Origin of the sequence: Serratia sp. KG1D (assembly GCF_037150675.1) — a bacterium.
Taxonomy (GTDB): Bacteria; Pseudomonadota; Gammaproteobacteria; order Enterobacterales; family Enterobacteriaceae; genus Serratia; species Serratia nematodiphila.
Map to the genome: position 1 here is coordinate 447137 of NZ_JBAGIH010000004.1, position 17669 is coordinate 464805.

Sequence of the window (17669 nt, forward strand, 5' to 3'; positions counted from 1 at the left end):
ATAAAAGCAATGTGATGTAGGGCCGGGGTACCGGGTCCGGATTAGAGAGAGTGATGAATACACAACAACTGGCGAAACTACGTACTATCGTGCCCGAGATGCGTCGCGTCCGGCACATTCACTTTGTCGGCATCGGTGGCGCCGGCATGGGTGGTATCGCCGAAGTGTTGGCAAACGAAGGGTATCAGATCAGCGGCTCCGACCTGGCGCCGAATCCGGTGACCCAACAGTTGAGCGCGCTCGGAGCGACGATTTACTTCAATCACCGCCCGGAAAACGTGCTGGATGCGAGCGTGGTGGTGGTCTCTACCGCCATCTCCGCCGACAACCCGGAGATCGTCGCCGCTCGTGAAGCGCGCATCCCGGTGATCCGCCGCGCTGAAATGCTGGCGGAGCTGATGCGTTTTCGTCACGGCATCGCTATTGCCGGCACGCACGGCAAAACCACCACCACGGCGATGGTCTCGAGCATTTATGCCGAAGCCCGCCTTGACCCGACCTTCGTCAACGGCGGGCTGGTGAAGGCGGCGGGCACCCACGCGCGACTGGGGTCCAGCCGTTATCTGATCGCGGAAGCGGATGAGAGCGATGCGTCGTTCCTGCATCTGCAGCCGATGGTGGCCGTGGTCACCAACATCGAAGCCGACCATATGGACACCTACCAGGGCGACTTCGAGAACCTGAAACAGACGTTTATCAATTTCTTGCACAACCTGCCGTTCTACGGCCGCGCGGTGATGTGCATTGACGATCCGGTGGTGCGTGAGCTGTTGCCGCGCGTGGGTCGCCATATCACCACCTACGGCTTCAGTGAGGATGCCGACGTGCGCATCGAAGACTACCGGCAGATTGGGCCGCAGGGGCATTTTACCCTGAGCCGCCAGGATAAGCCGTTGCTGACGGTGACGCTGAACGCGCCGGGCCGCCACAATGCGTTGAACGCAGCGGCGGCGGTGGCGGTAGCGACCGAAGAAGGCATCGACGACGAAGATATCCTGCGCGCGCTGGCGGGCTTCCAGGGCACCGGGCGCCGCTTCGATTTCCTCGGCGAGTTCCCGCTGGAACCGGTCAACGGCAAAGCGGGCAGCGCGATGCTGGTGGACGATTACGGCCACCATCCGACCGAGGTGGACGCCACGCTGAAGGCGGCGCGCGCCGGTTGGCCGGACAAGCGTTTGGTGATGATCTTCCAGCCGCACCGTTATACGCGCACCCGCGATCTGTACGACGATTTCGCCAACGTGCTGTCGCAGGTGGATGTGCTGCTGATGCTCGACGTGTACGCCGCCGGCGAAGCGCCGATCCCGGGCGCGGACAGCCGTTCGCTGTGCCGCACCATCCGCAGCCGCGGCAAGCTGGATCCGATCCTGGTTTCCGATGCCGATAGCGTGCCGGAAACCCTGGCGCAGCTGCTGCAGGATGAAGACTTGGTGCTGGTGCAGGGCGCCGGCAACGTGGGCAAAATCGCCCGTAAACTGGCCGAGCTGAAGCTGCAGCCGCCGAAGAAAGAGGAGGAGCACCATGGCTGATAAAGTTGCAGTTCTGCTGGGCGGCACCTCCGCCGAACGCGAAGTTTCCCTGCAGTCCGGCGCCGCGGTGCTAGCCGGGCTGCGCGAAGCCGGTATCGATGCGCACGGCGTCGATACCCGCGATTTCCCGGCGACCCAGCTGAAAGAGCAGGGGTTCACCAAAGTGTTTATCGCGCTGCACGGGCGCGGCGGCGAGGACGGCACCCTGCAAGGGCTGCTGGAGTTCCTCGAACTGCCTTATACCGGCAGCGGCGTGATGGCCTCGGCGCTGACCATGGACAAATGGCGCACCAAGATGGTGTGGCAGTCGATGGGCTTGCCGGTGGCGCCTTACGTGGCGCTGAATCGCCAGCTGTACCTCGGCGCCGAAAAAGCGGCGCTGCTGGCGCGTGTGGCGGATCTCGGTTTGCCGCTGATCGTCAAGCCGAGCCGTGAAGGCTCCAGCGTCGGCATGAGCAAGGTCACCGAAAGCGCTGCGTTGGAAGCGGCGTTGGAAGAGGCCTTCCGCCATGACGACGATGTGCTGGTGGAGAAGTGGTTGAGCGGCCCGGAATACACCGTGGCGATGCTGGGCGACCAGGTTCTGCCATCGATCCGCATCCAGCCGGCCGGCGTGTTTTACGACTATCAGGCCAAGTACATTTCGGACGATACGCAGTACTTCTGCCCGAGCGGTTTGAGCGCCGAGCAGGAAGCCGAGATGGCGGCGTTGGCGCTGCGCGCCTACCGCGGTCTGGACTGCAGCGGCTGGGGCCGCGTCGACGTGATGCAAGACAGCGATGGCCGCTTCTATCTGCTTGAGGTGAACACCTCTCCGGGCATGACCAGTCATAGCCTGGTGCCGATGGCGGCGCGCCAGTTTGGATTAAGCTTCTCGCAGTTGGTGGCGAGAATTTTGGAGTTGGCCGACTGATATGTCGCAAGCTGCCCTGAATGCGCGCGATCGCGAGGTGGATAACGGCCCGCGTCGCAGCAATGGAACCCAGTTGGCGGGAATGATTTTCCTGCTGATGGTGTTGGGAACGGTCGTGTGGAGCGGTTGGGCGGTGCTTGGCTGGATGAAAGACGCCAGCCGCCTGCCGCTCTCAAGGCTGGTGGTGACCGGCGAACGCCATTACACCACCAACGATGATATTCGTCAGGCGATCCTGGCGCTGGGCGCACCCGGCACCTTTATGACGCAGGATGTGGACGTCATCCAGCAGCAGATCGAACGTCTGCCGTGGATCAAGCAGGCCAGCGTGCGCAAACAATGGCCGGATGAGCTGAAGATCCATCTGGTGGAGTACGTCCCGGTGGCGCGCTGGAACGATTTGCACATGGTGGACGCCGAGGGCAAAGCGTTCAGCGTGCCGGCGGAGCGGGCGGGCAAGCAGAAGTTGCCGCTGCTCTACGGGCCGGAAGGGAGCGAGCAGGATGTGCTGGAAGGCTATCGGGCGATGAGCGCCACGTTGGCGGCCAGCAAATATACGCTGAAAATGGCGGCGATGACCGCGCGCCATTCCTGGCAGCTGGCGCTGGACAACGATGTCCGGCTTGAGCTGGGGCGCGATGACCGCAACGGGCGTTTGCAGCGGTTTATCGAGCTTTACCCGGTATTGCAGCAGCAGGGCCAGGCGGAGAGCAAGCGTGTCAGCTATGTCGATCTGCGCTACGAGTCCGGCGCTTCGGTAGGGTGGGCTCCGGTGTTGGTCGATCCGCAGGCGCTTGGCGGTCAGCAAAACAGTAATCAGCAACAGAATCAGGCACAGGCAAAACAACAATGATCAAGTCGACGGACAGAAAACTGGTAGTTGGACTGGAGATCGGTACTGCAAAAGTCTCCGCGTTGGTAGGGGAAGTTCTGCCCGATGGCATGGTCAACATTATCGGGGTGGGCAGCTGCCCGTCTCGCGGTATGGATAAGGGTGGCGTAAACGACCTGGAATCGGTGGTGAAGTGCGTACAGCGCGCCATCGATCAGGCCGAGCTGATGGCGGACTGCCAGATCTCTTCGGTGTACCTGGCGCTGTCGGGCAAACACATCAGCTGCCAGAACGAAATCGGCATGGTGCCGATCTCGGAAGAGGAAGTGACGCAGGATGACGTGGAGAATGTGGTGCACACCGCCAAATCGGTGCGCGTGCGCGACGAACACCGTATCCTGCACGTGATCCCTCAGGAATACGCCATCGATTATCAGGAAGGCATCAAAAACCCGGTTGGGCTGTCCGGCGTGCGCATGCAGGCCAAGGTGCATCTGATTACCTGCCATAACGATATGGCGAAGAACATCGTCAAGGCCGTGGAACGTTGCGGCCTGAAAGTTGACCAACTTATTTTCGCCGGTCTGGCCGCGAGCTACGCGGTGCTGACCGAAGATGAACGCGAACTCGGCGTTTGCGTGGTGGATATCGGCGGCGGCACCATGGATATGGCGGTGTATACCGGCGGTGCGCTGCGCCACACCAAAGTGATCCCTTATGCCGGGAACGTGGTCACCAGCGATATCGCCTACGCCTTCGGCACGCCGCCGACCGACGCGGAAGCGATTAAAGTTCGACACGGTTGTGCGCTTGGGTCGATTGTTAGCAAGGATGAGAATGTAGAGGTGCCTAGCGTCGGGGGACGTCCTCCGCGCAGTCTGCAAAGACAGACGCTGGCTGAAGTCATTGAGCCACGCTACACCGAACTGTTGAATCTGGTTAACGATGAAATTTTGCAATTGCAGGAGCAACTGCGTCAGCAAGGGGTGAAGCATCATCTGGCGGCAGGTATCGTGCTGACCGGTGGCGCCGCCCAGATTGATGGCCTGGCAGCCTGTGCGCAACGGGTGTTCCACACTCAGGTACGCATCGGCCAACCCTTGAACATCACGGGTCTGACGGATTATGCGCAGGAGCCTTACTACTCGACGGCGGTAGGTCTGCTGCACTATGGAAAAGAGTCTCACCTGAGCGGTGAGACAGAAGTAGAAAAACGCGCCTCGGTGGGCAATTGGTTTAAACGCATCAATAGCTGGCTGAGAAAAGAGTTTTAATGTTTCAACAAAGAGATCATGCTGAGTAATCTTTTTATGATCTCGCAGCGACAGGCACAAAACGGAGAGAAACTATGTTTGAACCAATGGAACTAACCAATGACGCGGTGATTAAAGTCATCGGCGTCGGCGGCGGCGGTGGCAACGCCGTTGAACACATGGTGCGCGAGCGCATCGAAGGTGTTGAATTCTTCGCTGTGAACACGGACGCCCAGGCGCTCCGCAAAACGGCGGTTGGCCAAACCATCCAGATTGGTAGCGGTATTACCAAAGGTCTGGGGGCGGGCGCGAACCCTGAGGTGGGTCGCAATTCAGCGGAAGAAGACCGCGAAGCCCTGCGCGCAGCGCTGGACGGCGCAGACATGGTCTTCATCGCAGCCGGCATGGGCGGCGGTACCGGTACCGGTGCGGCGCCAGTGGTGGCTGAAGTGGCTAAAGATTTGGGTATTCTGACCGTGGCCGTGGTGACCAAGCCTTTCAACTTCGAAGGCAAGAAGCGCATGGCATTCGCGGAGCAGGGTATCGCTGAACTGTCCAAACACGTGGACTCGCTGATCACCATCCCGAACGACAAGCTGTTGAAAGTTCTGGGGCGCGGCATCTCTCTGCTGGACGCGTTCGGCGCGGCCAACGACGTGCTGAAAGGCGCGGTGCAGGGTATCGCCGAGCTGATCACCCGTCCGGGCCTGATGAACGTCGACTTCGCCGACGTGCGCACCGTGATGTCCGAAATGGGCTACGCGATGATGGGTTCCGGCGTGGCTTGCGGTGAAGACCGTGCCGAAGAAGCGGCCGAAATGGCGATCTCCAGCCCGCTGCTGGAAGACATCGACCTGTCCGGCGCGCGCGGCGTGCTGGTCAACATTACCGCTGGCTTCGATCTGCGTCTGGATGAGTTCGAAACTGTGGGTAACACCATCCGTGCGTTCGCTTCCGACAACGCTACCGTGGTTATCGGTACCTCGCTGGATCCGGAAATGAACGACGAACTGCGCGTTACCGTGGTTGCAACCGGTATCGGTATGGACAAGCGTCCTGAAATCACTCTGGTGACCAATAAGCAGGCCAGCCAGCCAGTGATGGATCACCGTTATCAGCAGCACGGCATGTCGCCTCTGCCGCAGGAAGTGAAACCTGCCGCCAAGGTGGTCAACGACCAAGCTGCGCAGCCGAATAAAGAGCCCGACTATCTTGATATTCCAGCCTTCCTGCGTAAACAGGCAGACTAAGAATATCCTGAGAATTTGGAATCTCCGCTCTTTGTGCTAAACTGTCCCGCCGGCCATGCTGTATGCTTGGCTGGTAGGATGGATAACATTGCGAGATAAAACGATGATCAAACAAAGGACATTAAAACGTATTGTTCAGGCGACTGGCGTCGGTTTGCATACCGGCAAGAAAGTCACGCTGACAATGCGCCCAGCGCCGGCTAATACCGGGGTCATCTATCGTCGCACTGACTTGAATCCACCGGTTGATTTTCCGGCTGATGCAAAATCCGTGCGTGATACCATGCTCTGTACTTGCCTGGTGAATGAGCATGACGTGCGTATTTCGACCGTTGAGCACCTCAACGCCGCGCTGGCTGGGCTGGGCATCGACAATATCGTCATCGAAGTCGACGCCGCTGAAATCCCAATCATGGACGGCAGCGCCAGTCCGTTCGTGTTCTTGCTGCTGGATGCCGGCATCGAAGAACTGAACTCGGCGAAGAAATTCCTGCGTCTGAAAGAGACCGTGCGTGTTGAAGATGGCGACAAATGGGCCGAGCTGTCCCCGCATAACGGGTTCCGCCTGGACTTCACCATCGACTTCAACCACCCGGCTATCGACGCCAGCTCTCAGCGCTACCGTCTTGATTTCTCGGCTGAGTCGTTCGTGCGTCAAATCAGCCGCGCGCGCACCTTCGGGTTCATGCGCGATATCGAATATCTGCAGTCCCGCGGCTTGGCCCTGGGCGGCAGCTTCGATTGCGCCATCGTGGTAGATGACTACCGCGTGCTGAACGAAGACGGTCTGCGTTTCGAAGACGAGTTCGTACGTCACAAAATGCTGGACGCCATCGGCGACCTGTTCATGTGCGGCCACAACATCATTGGCGCGTTCACCGCGTTCAAGTCTGGGCACGCGCTGAACAACAAACTGCTGCAGGCCGTACTGGCCAAGCAGGAAGCGTGGGAATACGTGACCTTCCAGGACGAAGCCGAAATGCCGTTGGCATTCAAGGCACCGTCTACCGTATTGGCGTAAGGTCTGAATTCCTCGCCTGCTGCGAATAACGGCAGGCGCATCCTCTGAGAGCCTGAGAATTCAGGCTCGTGATGCCGTCTGATGTTTTGCAGTTGTGTCGCTGATTACTTATCACGACTGGTTGTGTTGGTACCCTCTCCGGCCAATGCAGCCAGCCGTTCCAATATCTTGCGCAGTTTCTCCGGGCTACGGCTCGCCAATCCTCTCAGCTCTTCCGCACTTTCCAGACTCAAATGCCGCATCGGCACGGGTTTTTCCGGCGCTTTCTCGGCGTTTTGCACCTGGTTGCTGCCTTTCGCCATCAAGGCCGGATTAATCCTGATGTCGATCGACGACAATGATGGTAGAATTTGCGCTCGTAGTGCAGACAGCAAAGCGGGTTGTTCGTAGCGCAAGCGCATCATCCAACTGGCATTTGCCGTTTCGAGCACTAAAATACCCTGTCGGAAATTCGCGACGCGGCACCAGGGATGCAGGGGAGCGGGCAACAGGCCCTTCACTGCACGGTTAAGCTTGAGCAGCGCCACCGCGCGTTGCTGGACGTTATGCAGCGGCCCTTTGCTGCCGGCAGACGCGTCGTCGAACAGGACATCTAATAATTGTGGACGGCTATCGCGCATAATGGGCTCCGGCGGATTATAAACTCGTGATCGGTATTCTAAATCGTTGGCGACAATTTGGCAGACGTTATTTCTGGCCCCATCTCCTGTTAGGGATGGTTGCGGCCACGCTTGGCGCGTCTTCCAATTTGTCCGGCGCTCCCGATCAGGCCGCGCTGCCGAATACGTCGTCCAGCCTTAACCGGCAAAATTCGGCCAACGGCACCTTCAACAGCCTGGCCCTGCTGCAGGACGCGCACCGCCGCCCTACCTTCAGCGTAGATTATTGGCAGCAGCATGCACTGCGCACCGTCATTCGTCACCTCTCTTTCGCGCTGGCGCCGCAGGCGGTTTATGCGCGGGTACAGGAGAGCGAAGCCGAAGCGGAACCGCCTTTGCAGGTAGCGCAACTGGCGTTGCTGTCTACCCTCAATGCGCTGCTGACGCATGAGCCGAAGCCGCCGACCATCATTCGCCACACCCACCTTGAGGTGCTGCCAACGCTGGCGCGGCACCAGACCGGCCTGTGGGTGGCTCAGGTGCAAGGCATTCGCGCCGGGCCCGTCGTTCTCGTCTGACTCCGCCCTTAGGGCATAAAAACCATAAATAATAGCAAGTTGACTGCCGCATTCGGCCGTCATGACAGAGATATCAAACATCATGTTAGTGAAATTATTAACCAAAGTTTTTGGCAGCCGTAACGATCGTACCCTGCGCCGCATGCGCAAAGTGGTTGAGCAGATCAACCGCATGGAACCGGACATGGAAAAACTGTCCGATGACGAGCTGAAAGCGAAAACCAACGAGTTCCGCGCACGCCTGGAAAAAGGCGAGTCGCTGGAAAGCCTGATCCCGGAAGCCTTCGCCGTGGTGCGCGAGGCGAGCAAGCGCGTGTTCGGCATGCGTCACTTCGACGTGCAGCTGCTGGGCGGCATGGTGCTGAACGACCGCTGCATCGCTGAGATGCGTACCGGTGAAGGTAAAACCCTGACCGCGACGCTGCCGGCCTACCTGAACGCCCTGAGCGGCCGCGGCGTGCACGTGGTGACCGTCAACGACTATCTGGCGCAGCGTGACGCCGAAAACAACCGCCCGCTGTTCGAGTTCCTCGGCCTGAGCATCGGCATCAACCTGCCGGGCATGCCGGCGCCGGCCAAGCGTGAAGCTTACGCCGCCGACATCACCTACGGCACCAACAACGAATACGGCTTCGACTACCTGCGCGACAACATGGCGTTCAGCCCGGAAGAGCGCGTGCAGCGCAAACTGCACTATGCGCTGGTGGATGAGGTGGACTCCATCCTGATCGATGAAGCGCGTACGCCGCTGATCATCTCCGGCCCGGCCGAAGACAGCTCCGAGATGTACATCAAGGTCAACAAGCTGATCCCTAAACTGATCCGCCAGGAAAAAGAAGACTCCGACACCTTCAAGGGTGAAGGGCACTTCTCGGTGGATGAGAAGGCGCGCCAGGTCCACCTGACCGAACGCGGCCTGATCCTGATCGAAGAGATGCTGGTAGAGGCTGGCATCATGGATGAAGGCGAATCGCTGTACTCGCCGACCAATATCATGCTGATGCACCACGTTACCGCCGCGCTGCGCGCCCACGTGCTGTTCACCCGCGACGTTGACTACATCGTGAAAGACGGCGAAGTGATCATCGTCGATGAGCACACCGGCCGTACCATGCAGGGCCGCCGTTGGTCCGATGGCCTGCACCAGGCGGTGGAAGCCAAAGAAGGCGTGGAGATCCAGAACGAGAACCAGACGCTGGCTTCGATCACCTTCCAGAACTACTTCCGTCTGTACGAGAAGCTGGCCGGGATGACCGGTACCGCCGATACCGAAGCCTTCGAATTCAGCTCGATCTACAAGCTGGACACCATCGTGGTGCCAACCAACCGTCCGATGATCCGTAAGGACATGCCGGATCTGGTGTACATGACCGAGAAAGAGAAGATCGGCGCCATCATCGAGGACATCCGCGAGCGTACCGCCAAAGGCCAGCCGGTGTTGGTGGGTACCATCTCAATCGAGAAATCCGAAGTGGTGTCCCGTGAGCTGACCAAAGCGGGCATCGACCACAAGGTGCTGAACGCCAAATTCCACGCCATGGAAGCGGACATCGTCGCCCAGGCCGGCCAGAGCGGTGCGGTAACCATCGCCACCAACATGGCGGGCCGTGGTACCGATATCGTGTTGGGCGGCAGCTGGCAGGCTGAAGTGGCGCTGCTGGAAGAACCGACCGAAGAGCAGATCGAAGCCATCAAAGCCGCCTGGAAAGAGCGCCACGACGCGGTGCTGGCGGCGGGCGGCCTGCATATCATCGGCACCGAGCGCCATGAATCGCGCCGTATCGATAACCAGCTGCGCGGCCGTTCCGGTCGTCAGGGCGACGCCGGTTCATCCCGCTTCTACCTGTCGATGGAAGATGCCCTGATGCGTATCTTCGCCTCGGATCGCGTGTCCGGCATGATGCGTAAACTGGGCATGAAAGAAGGCGAAGCGATTGAGCACCCGTGGGTGACCAAGGCGATCGCCAATGCCCAGCGTAAGGTAGAGAGCCGCAACTTCGACATCCGTAAGCAGCTGCTGGAGTACGATGACGTCGCCAACGATCAGCGCCGCGCCATCTACAGCCAACGCAACGAATTGCTGGACGTGTCCGACGTGAGCGAAACCATCGCCAGCATCCGCGAGGACGTGTTCAAGAGCACCATCGACAACTACATCACGCCGCAGTCGCTGGAAGAAGAGTGGGACATTCAGGGGCTGGAAGAGCGCCTGAAGAACGACTTCGATCTGGAGATGCCGATCGCCCAGTGGCTGGACAAAGAGCCGGAGCTGCACGAAGAGACGCTGCGCGAACGCATTCTGGAGAACGCCAAAGAGCAGTATCAGCGTAAGGAAGAAGTGGTCGGCAGCGAGATGATGCGCAACTTCGAGAAGGGCGTGATGCTGCAGACGCTGGATTCTCTGTGGAAAGAGCATCTGGCGGCGATGGACTACCTGCGTCAGGGTATCCACCTGCGCGGTTACGCGCAGAAGGATCCGAAGCAGGAGTACAAGCGTGAATCCTTCAACATGTTCGCCACCATGCTGGAATCGCTGAAATATGAAGTGATCAGCGTGCTGAGCAAGGTACAGGTGCGGATGCCGGAAGAGGTGGAAGCGCTGGAACAGCAGCGCCGTGAAGAGGCCGAGCGTCTGGCGCAGCAGCAACAGCTGAGCCACCACGACGAGAACGCGTTGGTGACTGAAGATCCGAACGCGCCGGCGACCGCCGAGCGTAAAGTGGGGCGCAACGATCCTTGCCCATGCGGTTCCGGCAAGAAATACAAGCAGTGCCACGGCCGCCTGCAGTAATGCCGGCCGCGGTTAACCGATAACACCCAGGGGTTCAGCTTGCTGAGCCCCTGTTTTTTGGCATCCATCAGGAGGGTGAGATGAAACATCTGAATATCGCCGTGGGCATTATCCGCAATGCTCAACAGGAGATCTTTATTACCCGCCGCGCCGCTGACGCGCACATGGCCGGATTCTGGGAGTTTCCCGGCGGTAAGATCGAACAGGGTGAAACGCCGGAACAGGCGTTGAGCCGCGAGCTGCGGGAAGAGACCGGTATCGAAGCCGAACGCGCCGAACTGCTGGAGGTGGTGGAGCACCGCTTCAGCGATCGCATCGTGACGCTGAATTTTTATCTGGTAGAAGCCTGGGCGGGTGAGCCGTTCGGCCGCGAGGGGCAACCGATGCGCTGGGTAAAACAGGCGGACCTGCGTGAAGACGAGTTCCCGGAAGCCAACGTCGGCATTATTCAGCTGCTGGTGGCACAGGCGAACGCCGCGCAATAACCAGTTTGGCCTGGCGTCCGCCAGGCCAACAGCGGGCGATCAGCGATCGTCCATTTCGCTCCAGTCTTCGCTTTCCGACAGATCGCTGTTGCTCGGAATGCGCTTCTCTTCATCGGCCCACTCGCCAAGATCGATCAGCTGGCAACGTTTGCTGCAAAACGGCCGGAATGGGCTGACTTCACCCCAAACCACGCCGGTGCCACAGGTTGGGCATTTTACTACGGTCGTCATAACGGTTCCTTATGCCTTCTGACAGTGCTGAGAAGGCTTTCTTGCATAAGTTCAACAACAGGCCAGTTCGAACGTCAGGCGTTCAGGCACCGCGCCATGTTCGCTGTCCAGCGGCAGGAAACGAATGGCATAACGCGTCTTATGGCCGGAAATCTGCGGATAAAGCTGCGGCGCCAGATGGAGGCGCAGGCGCAGCAGATCCGCCCCTTCGGCGTTGTCCTGGAAAAAACCGTTCAGGCTGATTTGATTGCGGAACGGCCCGGATTGGCGGATCAGATCCAACACCATGATCAGCGCCTGGTTCAGCGGTTCCAGCGACTGCAGCCAGGCGGCGACGTCGGTATCGCGATCCTGCTGCGGCGCGTGCATCCACATGTGCAGGGTCGGCAGATCGAAGCTGCAGCAACCGCCAGGAATGTTCAGCCGCTGACGCACCAGGCCGATCAGCCGATCTTCGCGCAGCGCCTGGCCGAGGCGCGGCGCCGCCATCAGCGCCGATGAGCGCGACTTCAGCTGGCCGCGCAGCTGGTCGATCAGCGCCATATCCACGCCTGGCACATCGGCCCAGGCCAACAGTTTCTGCTGCTGGCGCTCCAGCTCTTTGAGCAGTTCGGTGCGCACTTCGCCGCGCTCCAGCACGTCCAGCAAGTCGGAGACGGTGCGAAAGAAGGTGAGGGCGATGGCGGTTTCACTCAGGGCGCGTTGGCCGTGCAGCTGTTGCAGCAGGAATTCGATGCGCAGCCAGGTGCGCATCTTCTCGTTCAGCGGGTGTTCAAAGAGAACGGTTGGGGAAACATCACTCATGCAGTTTAATCCTGTTGGGGCGCTGTTGCCGCCAGTTCAAGGTAGCGACGATGCAGAGCGGCGACCTGTGGCTCTATCCCCTGAGCGGCGCCGCTGTTGTCAATAATGTCATCCGCCACGGCGAGGCGCTGCTGGCGCGTGGCCTGGGCGGCGAGAATGCTCTGCGCTTGCTCACGGCTTACGCCGTCGCGCGCGATGGTGCGAGCCAGCTGGGTTTCGGCGTCGACGTCGATCACCAGCACCCGATCGGCGCGATCCTGCAGGCGGTTTTCCACCAGCAGCGGCACCACCCACAGCGCGTACGGGCTGGTGGCCTGCGCCAGTTGGCGCTGGGTTTCACGGTGTATCAGCGGGTGCAGCAGCTGGTTCAGCCAGGTTTTGTCATCGGGATGGCTGAAGATACGCTGACGCAGCGCAGCGCGATCCAACGCACCATCCGGCAGCAACATTTCATTACCAAATCGTTCGGCGATCGCGGCCAAGGCAGGGGTGCCCGGCTCGACGACCTGACGGGCGATCACGTCGGCATCGACAAGGGTTGCGCCGTGGCGCGCAAAGGCGTTCGCGACGGTCGTCTTGCCGCTGCCTATGCCCCCGGTCAACGCAACAATGTAGGCCATGGTGTTAGGTGCATCCGATGTTCATAAAAAAATAATAGTCGAATCATAAAGCGATCGCGCAGAAGTGCAAGTCGGCAGGCGGCGCTTGCGCATCGGCACCGATTGGGTGGTGAGAAAAAACGCAGCGGCACGGCAAAAATGAGCGGGCAGTCACACTGCGATTATGCAGGTAAATTTGTCGGATTGTAGCGTAAATAAAGGCGAATTCGCAGTCTTGTTCGGCGATTATTAGCGCGTATTATAACGTCACTGGAACTGGCATTAATCTCGCCGCCGTCTTTTTGCGCCACTGGAAAGCCGTCGGGTAGAGGTTCGAATATCCTCCTTGCGATCCGTCGCCATTAACCAGGAAATCATAAGTCATGCGTATTGAAGAAGATTTGAAGTTGGGCTTTAAAGACGTGTTGATCCGCCCTAAGCGCTCCACGCTGAAAAGCCGCTCCGAGGTTGAACTGGAACGTCAGTTTACCTTCAAGCATTCAGGTTGCAGCTGGTCCGGCGTGCCGATTATCGCCGCCAACATGGACACGGTGGGCACCTTCCGCATGGCCGAGGCCCTGGCTTCTTTCGACGTTCTCACCGCCGTACACAAACATTACAGCGTCGAGCAATGGGCTGACTTCGTGCAGCGCATGCCGGAATCGGTGCTGCGCCATGTGATGGTCTCCACCGGCACCTCCGAAGCCGACTTCGCCAAAATGCAGCAGATCCTGGCCCTGTCTCCGGCGCTGAAATTCATCTGTATCGACGTGGCCAACGGCTACTCCGAACACTTCGTCGCCTTCCTGCAGAAAGCGCGCGAAGCCTGCCCGAATCACGTCATCTGCGCAGGTAACGTGGTAACCGGCGAAATGGTGGAAGAGTTGATCCTCTCCGGCGCCGACATCGTTAAAGTCGGCATCGGCCCGGGGTCGGTATGCACCACCCGCGTGAAGACCGGTGTGGGCTACCCGCAGCTGTCGGCGGTGATCGAATGCGCCGATGCGGCCCACGGGCTGGGCGGCCAAATCGTCAGCGACGGCGGCTGCTCGGTGCCGGGCGATGTCGCCAAAGCCTTCGGCGGCGGCGCGGACTTCGTGATGCTGGGCGGCATGCTGGCCGGCCACGACGAGTGCGAAGGCACCGTGGTGGAAGAGAACGGCGAGAAATTTATGCTGTTCTACGGCATGAGCTCCGAGTCAGCGATGAAGCGCCACGTCGGCGGCGTAGCAGAGTATCGCGCGGCCGAAGGCAAAACCGTCAAGCTGCCGCTGCGCGGCGAGGTAGAGTTTACCGTGCGCGATATCCTCGGCGGCCTGCGTTCCGCCTGCACCTACGTCGGCGCCGAGCGTCTGAAAGAGCTGACCAAGCGCACCACCTTTATCCGCGTGGCGGAGCAGGAAAACCGCGTCTTCGGCAGCAAATAAGCCGCAGCTTGCATTCGGGCGCCGCGCACCACGGCGCCCGCTATCCTCTTCTTTATCCCAGCACGCTGCCCAGTTGAAAGATAGGCAGATACATGGCGATAACCAAAGCGCCGACAATCCCGCCCACCACCAGCATCAACAGCGGCTCCAGCGTTTGCGCCAGCGTATCGGCCAGCTCGTGCGTCTGCCGTTCATACCACTGCGCCAACTTATCCAGCAAGGCGTCCAGCGAACCGGACTCCTCGCCCACCCGCACCAGCTGCCGGCACAGCGGCGGAAACAGCGGTTGCAGGCCCAGGGCATGATGAAACGCTTCGCCTTCGGCGATCTGCCGTTGCACCTGCTCCAGCGCCTGCCGGTACAACGGATGATCCGCCGCCAGCGCCGCCGCGTTCAAGCCTTCCACCAGCGTCAGCCCCGCGCGTTGGGTCATGGTCAGGATACGAAATGTTTGGCTCAGCGCGCCGCCGCTCACCAGCCGGGCAATTAGCGGCAGGCGCAGCAAGGCGGCCTGTTCGCGTTGGCGCCACGGAGGGCGCGGATGCAGCCAGCGGCAGTAGCCGAACAGCAACGCGCCGAGCAGCAGCGCCAAATAGGGGCCAACGGCGATCAGCAGCGCGGACAACCCCAATAATCCTTGGGTAAACCAGGGCAGCTGCGCATCGAACGACTGATAAACCTTGGCAAATTCCGGCAGCACCATCACCAGCATCAGCACGCTGACCAGCAGCGCCACTGCGCAGATGAAGAGGGGATAACGCAGCGCTTTGGTCACCTTGCGGCGCAGCAGCAGCTGGGCCTCCTGTTGTTGCGCCAGCTGCAGGCAGCAGCGATCGAGGTTGCCGGTCAGTTCGCCGATGGCGATCAGTTGGCGATAGATCAGTGGAAAAACGCTTGGTTGTGCGGCAAGGCTTTCGGAGAGCGGCTGCCCTTCGCGCACCTGGTCGGCCAGCTGGCGCAGCAGGCAACGCCAGGCTGCCGAAGGATGCTCTGCCGCCAGAAGCTGCAGCGTATTGACCAGCGGCAGCCCGGCCTGCAACAGGGTAGCGAGCTGGCGGGTGAAGTGGATTAACGGTTCTCCGCGCCATTGGCCGGGCGTGACGCGTTTGCCGTGCCCGACCCGCCAAGGTTGCAGGCCTTGTTCGATCAGCAGCCGGCTCACCTGCCGTTTTTCATCGCTCATCAGTTCGCCGCGGCGTAAGGTGCCCTGAGCGTCGAAAGCCTGCCACAGAAACAACCGGCGCGCTTTCATGGCGTGGTTACGCCGGGCTGGACGACGTCGATCACGCGGTACAGTTCTTCCAGCGAGGTCGTGCCTTCGGCGGCCAGCGCCAGACCCGCCTGCAGCAGCGAAAGCTGCCCCTGCTCGCGGGCGATATCCGCCAGCAGACTGGGAGCGGCGTTCGCCAGCAATGCCGCCTGAATTTCCGGCGTAATGGCCAACAGTTCATACACGCCGATGCGCCCATAATAGCCGCCGAAGCAGTGCTCGCAGCCGTCGGCGCGCCAGGCGGTCAGCGGTTCCGGCCAGAGCGCGGTGGGAAAATGCGCCGGCTGGCTTTGCGGGTAGCGGCAGTGGCGACACAGCCTGCGCACCAGCCGCTGGGCGACGACCAGCTTCAGGCAGCCGGCGAGCAGGTAGCCGGGGATACCCATGTGCATCAGCCGCGTCAGGGTTTCAGCAGTGGAGTTGGTATGCAGCGTCGACAGGACTACACATCTCTTATGATAAACTCCTGTTAAGTCTATCATGGTAACTTACTAGCTCATGCCAAAAGCAATCTCATACATTCGATTTTCCTCAAGAATTCAGGCATCTGGAGACTCAACCAAACGCCAGAACAAGTACATAAATGAATGGCTCAAGAATAATCCAGACTATCAATTAGATGAGTCGCTCAGGTTTCAAGACCTCGGCATAAGTGGTTACTCTGGCGCTAATGCTAAATCAGGTGCATTTGGTGAATTCTTAGCCGCTGTTGAATCAGGGGTTATTCAGGCGGGTTCAGTGTTGTTAGTTGAATCACTGGATAGGGTAAGCCGTCAAGACATTGACACTGCAAGGGAGCGTCTGCGAAAGATTTTGTTAGCTGGCGTGGATGTGGTCACATTGGCTGATAACTCATGGTACAAGAAGGAAAGTCTTAATGACCCTCTCAGCTTGATTAAAGCTGTACTTATCATGCAGCGTGCTAATGAAGAATCCGCCACTAAATCGAAGCGGTTAAGGTCTGCATGGGATGCAAAACGAGAAGACGCAGCTAAGGGTAAGATAATGTCACGGCGCTGTGTGGCGTGGCTCAGAGTGTCTGGTGATATGTCTCACTTTGAACTGATACCCGATAACGTGAAAGCGGTTCAGCGTGTCTTTCAGCTTCGCTTAGAGGGATTGCCTTTTGTACGAATCGCCAGACAGATGAATGAAGAAGGTTTCTATACTCTAAACCAGCGCAATCCGGTTAAAGGTGCATGGTCTCATACCACTGTTAAAGCACTCTTGGATAACCGCTCAGTGATTGGTTTCAAAGTGCCGTCTAATTGTACAGTTACACAAGGGGTGAAGGAGATACCCAACTATTACCCCGCTGTAATTAGCGAAGAACAGTTCTATGCTGTGCAGCAGTTAAAGCAAGGTGCAGGCCGCAGACCATCATCGGAAAAGCCATTACTCACCAACCTTTTTAAAGGTGTCATGCGTTGTGGTGAATGCGGTTTTGTGACCGTTGTTAACTGTGCTACTGAAAAATGGCATGGGGTTTACAGGTGCTCAATGAGGTATGAAGGGCGATGTGATGCAAAAAGTATCAACCGTCGATTGGCTGATAATGCCCTTGTTCAGGGGCTTCTGTATAACACTAACCGTCTTTCCCTCAATCGTGGTAATGGCTCTGCTATAGGCTCTCTTCAAAGTGAATTAGAACAGCTTCAGAAACAGCGTGAGAGGCTCATTAAGCTGGCTATGCTGGCAGATGATACCGAATCAATGGCAAAGGATTTGAAAGCCCTCAATAGTCAAATTAAGGACGCTGAAAAGTCCGTTTCAGAGGTTCACCAGCGAGAGCAATCAAGCCAGCTTGAGACAATAAGCCATCTTGATTTAACCGTGAAGAAAGACCGGATAGAGGCTCAAATTATCATCAAACGGATAGTGAAAGAAATCCGGCTTAACACGGCTGGAAAGAAATGTGATGTCTTCTTACATAACGGCTTGAAGCTGCTTAACTTTCCACTTGATAGGGTGGTTGACGGTGAAATCTTCTTAGAAGTCTTGCCAGTGTTAGAAGCTGATGAGTTCGATTTTGACGCTTACAGGATGATTGAGTAAGCCCTCTAAAGAAGGTAACTTATTGCTAAACA

General features: G+C 58.8%; 16 protein-coding genes and 1 pseudogene. 11 read left to right on the plus strand and 6 right to left on the minus strand.

The annotated features are described in order from the left end of the window. The first annotated feature begins 53 nt into the window (after positions 1-53). The 6 genes from murC to lpxC all read left to right on the plus strand — a co-directional run bounded on the left by murC (position 54) and on the right by lpxC (position 6798). Complete coding sequence (gene murC, locus WFM45_RS20180; protein ID WP_028127852.1) at positions 54-1529, plus strand: UDP-N-acetylmuramate--L-alanine ligase; 1476 nt, start codon at positions 54-56, stop codon at positions 1527-1529. Beyond that, complete coding sequence (locus WFM45_RS20185; RefSeq protein ID WP_004932764.1) at positions 1522-2442, plus strand: D-alanine--D-alanine ligase; 921 nt, start codon at positions 1522-1524, stop codon at positions 2440-2442. Before murC ends, WFM45_RS20185 begins: the two co-directional genes overlap by 8 nt. A 1-nt stretch (position 2443) precedes the next feature. Then, the gene (ftsQ, locus tag WFM45_RS20190) at positions 2444-3295 is read left to right on the plus strand and encodes a cell division protein FtsQ (RefSeq protein WP_004932761.1); all 852 of its coding nucleotides are present in this window, start codon (positions 2444-2446) and stop codon (positions 3293-3295) included. After that, a complete protein-coding gene (gene ftsA / locus WFM45_RS20195; protein WP_004932758.1) occupies positions 3292-4548 on the plus strand; it encodes a cell division protein FtsA in 1257 nt (418 codons plus the stop codon). The genes ftsQ and ftsA overlap by 4 nt, the downstream gene beginning before the upstream one ends. 74 nt (positions 4549-4622) lie before the next feature. Beyond that, positions 4623-5777, plus strand: a complete 1155-nt coding sequence (ftsZ, locus tag WFM45_RS20200) for a cell division protein FtsZ (protein ID WP_004932757.1) — start codon at positions 4623-4625, stop codon at positions 5775-5777. Between the two features lie 103 nt (positions 5778-5880). Continuing rightward, positions 5881-6798 (plus strand): UDP-3-O-acyl-N-acetylglucosamine deacetylase, encoded by a 918-nt coding sequence (gene lpxC / locus WFM45_RS20205; RefSeq protein WP_004932754.1) that lies wholly within the window; start codon positions 5881-5883, stop codon positions 6796-6798. Between the two features lie 104 nt (positions 6799-6902). Here lpxC and WFM45_RS20210 read toward each other — a convergent pair whose 3' ends face one another. Further along, positions 6903-7418 (minus strand): DUF721 domain-containing protein, encoded by a 516-nt coding sequence (locus WFM45_RS20210; protein ID WP_004932751.1) that lies wholly within the window; start codon positions 7416-7418, stop codon positions 6903-6905. A gap of 26 nt (positions 7419-7444) precedes the next feature. On the opposite strand from WFM45_RS20210, the gene secM reads away from it, so the two are divergent. From secM to mutT, 3 genes are all read left to right on the plus strand, one after another. Continuing rightward, on the plus strand, positions 7445-7975 hold the full coding sequence (gene secM / locus WFM45_RS20215) for a secA translation cis-regulator SecM (protein ID WP_004932747.1): 531 nt from the start codon (positions 7445-7447) through the stop codon (positions 7973-7975). Between the two features lie 82 nt (positions 7976-8057). Continuing rightward, positions 8058-10766 carry a preprotein translocase subunit SecA gene (secA, locus tag WFM45_RS20220; RefSeq protein WP_046898126.1) on the plus strand — a complete coding sequence of 903 codons (2709 nt, stop codon included), beginning with the start codon at positions 8058-8060 and terminating at the stop codon, positions 10764-10766. An 80-nt stretch (positions 10767-10846) separates the two neighbouring features. Continuing rightward, entirely contained in the window at positions 10847-11251 is a 405-nt protein-coding gene (gene mutT / locus WFM45_RS20225) for an 8-oxo-dGTP diphosphatase MutT (protein WP_033631788.1), read from the plus strand. 39 nt (positions 11252-11290) lie between these two features. Here the strand turns inward: mutT and yacG are convergent, their stop codons facing one another. From yacG to coaE, 3 genes are read right to left on the minus strand one after another with little or no spacing between them, the layout of a single operon-like run. Next, complete coding sequence (yacG, locus tag WFM45_RS20230) at positions 11291-11482, minus strand: DNA gyrase inhibitor YacG (protein WP_004932737.1); 192 nt, start codon at positions 11480-11482, stop codon at positions 11291-11293. A gap of 51 nt (positions 11483-11533) precedes the next feature. Beyond that, positions 11534-12286 carry a cell division protein ZapD gene (gene zapD / locus WFM45_RS20235; protein ID WP_033631789.1) on the minus strand — a complete coding sequence of 251 codons (753 nt, stop codon included), beginning with the start codon at positions 12284-12286 and terminating at the stop codon, positions 11534-11536. 5 nt (positions 12287-12291) lie between these two features. Further along, positions 12292-12906, minus strand: a complete 615-nt coding sequence (coaE, locus tag WFM45_RS20240) for a dephospho-CoA kinase (RefSeq protein ID WP_004932729.1) — start codon at positions 12904-12906, stop codon at positions 12292-12294. Between the two features lie 362 nt (positions 12907-13268). Between coaE and WFM45_RS20245 the strand changes: the two genes are divergently transcribed. Continuing rightward, positions 13269-14312 carry a GMP reductase gene (locus WFM45_RS20245; protein WP_015376656.1) on the plus strand — a complete coding sequence of 348 codons (1044 nt, stop codon included), beginning with the start codon at positions 13269-13271 and terminating at the stop codon, positions 14310-14312. 52 nt (positions 14313-14364) lie between these two features. Here the strand turns inward: WFM45_RS20245 and hofC are convergent, their stop codons facing one another. Together hofC and WFM45_RS20255 are read right to left on the minus strand one after the other, a co-directional pair. Beyond that, entirely contained in the window at positions 14365-15564 is a 1200-nt protein-coding gene (hofC, locus tag WFM45_RS20250; RefSeq protein WP_336957036.1) for a protein transport protein HofC, read from the minus strand. Next, positions 15561-16028, minus strand: a pseudogene (locus WFM45_RS20255) (ATPase, T2SS/T4P/T4SS family); the annotation flags it as partial. The pseudogene WFM45_RS20255 and the gene hofC, both read right to left, overlap by 4 nt. 52 nt (positions 16029-16080) lie before the next feature. Here WFM45_RS20255 and WFM45_RS20260 point away from each other — a divergent pair. Continuing rightward, entirely contained in the window at positions 16081-17637 is a 1557-nt protein-coding gene (locus tag WFM45_RS20260; protein ID WP_336957037.1) for a recombinase family protein, read from the plus strand. Positions 17638-17669 lie beyond the last annotated feature (32 nt).

What these genes read in the sequence shown, in the direction of transcription:
- hofC (WP_336957036.1), bottom strand. Translation starts at nt 15,564, where the DNA reads ATGAAAGCGCGCCGGTTGTTTCTGTGGCAGGCTTTCGACGCTCAGGGC.
- ftsA (WP_004932758.1), top strand. Translation starts at nt 3,292, where the DNA reads ATGATCAAGTCGACGGACAGAAAACTGGTAGTTGGACTGGAGATCGGT.
- murC (WP_028127852.1), top strand. Translation starts at nt 54, where the DNA reads ATGAATACACAACAACTGGCGAAACTACGTACTATCGTGCCCGAGATG.
- coaE (WP_004932729.1), bottom strand. Translation starts at nt 12,906, where the DNA reads ATGGCCTACATTGTTGCGTTGACCGGGGGCATAGGCAGCGGCAAGACG.
- mutT (WP_033631788.1), top strand. Translation starts at nt 10,847, where the DNA reads ATGAAACATCTGAATATCGCCGTGGGCATTATCCGCAATGCTCAACAG.
- ftsQ (WP_004932761.1), top strand. Translation starts at nt 2,444, where the DNA reads ATGTCGCAAGCTGCCCTGAATGCGCGCGATCGCGAGGTGGATAACGGC.
- secA (WP_046898126.1), top strand. Translation starts at nt 8,058, where the DNA reads ATGTTAGTGAAATTATTAACCAAAGTTTTTGGCAGCCGTAACGATCGT.
- lpxC (WP_004932754.1), top strand. Translation starts at nt 5,881, where the DNA reads ATGATCAAACAAAGGACATTAAAACGTATTGTTCAGGCGACTGGCGTC.
- WFM45_RS20185 (WP_004932764.1), top strand. Translation starts at nt 1,522, where the DNA reads ATGGCTGATAAAGTTGCAGTTCTGCTGGGCGGCACCTCCGCCGAACGC.
- WFM45_RS20245 (WP_015376656.1), top strand. Translation starts at nt 13,269, where the DNA reads ATGCGTATTGAAGAAGATTTGAAGTTGGGCTTTAAAGACGTGTTGATC.
- yacG (WP_004932737.1), bottom strand. Translation starts at nt 11,482, where the DNA reads ATGACGACCGTAGTAAAATGCCCAACCTGTGGCACCGGCGTGGTTTGG.
- WFM45_RS20260 (WP_336957037.1), top strand. Translation starts at nt 16,081, where the DNA reads ATGCCAAAAGCAATCTCATACATTCGATTTTCCTCAAGAATTCAGGCA.
- WFM45_RS20210 (WP_004932751.1), bottom strand. Translation starts at nt 7,418, where the DNA reads ATGCGCGATAGCCGTCCACAATTATTAGATGTCCTGTTCGACGACGCG.
- ftsZ (WP_004932757.1), top strand. Translation starts at nt 4,623, where the DNA reads ATGTTTGAACCAATGGAACTAACCAATGACGCGGTGATTAAAGTCATC.
- zapD (WP_033631789.1), bottom strand. Translation starts at nt 12,286, where the DNA reads ATGAGTGATGTTTCCCCAACCGTTCTCTTTGAACACCCGCTGAACGAG.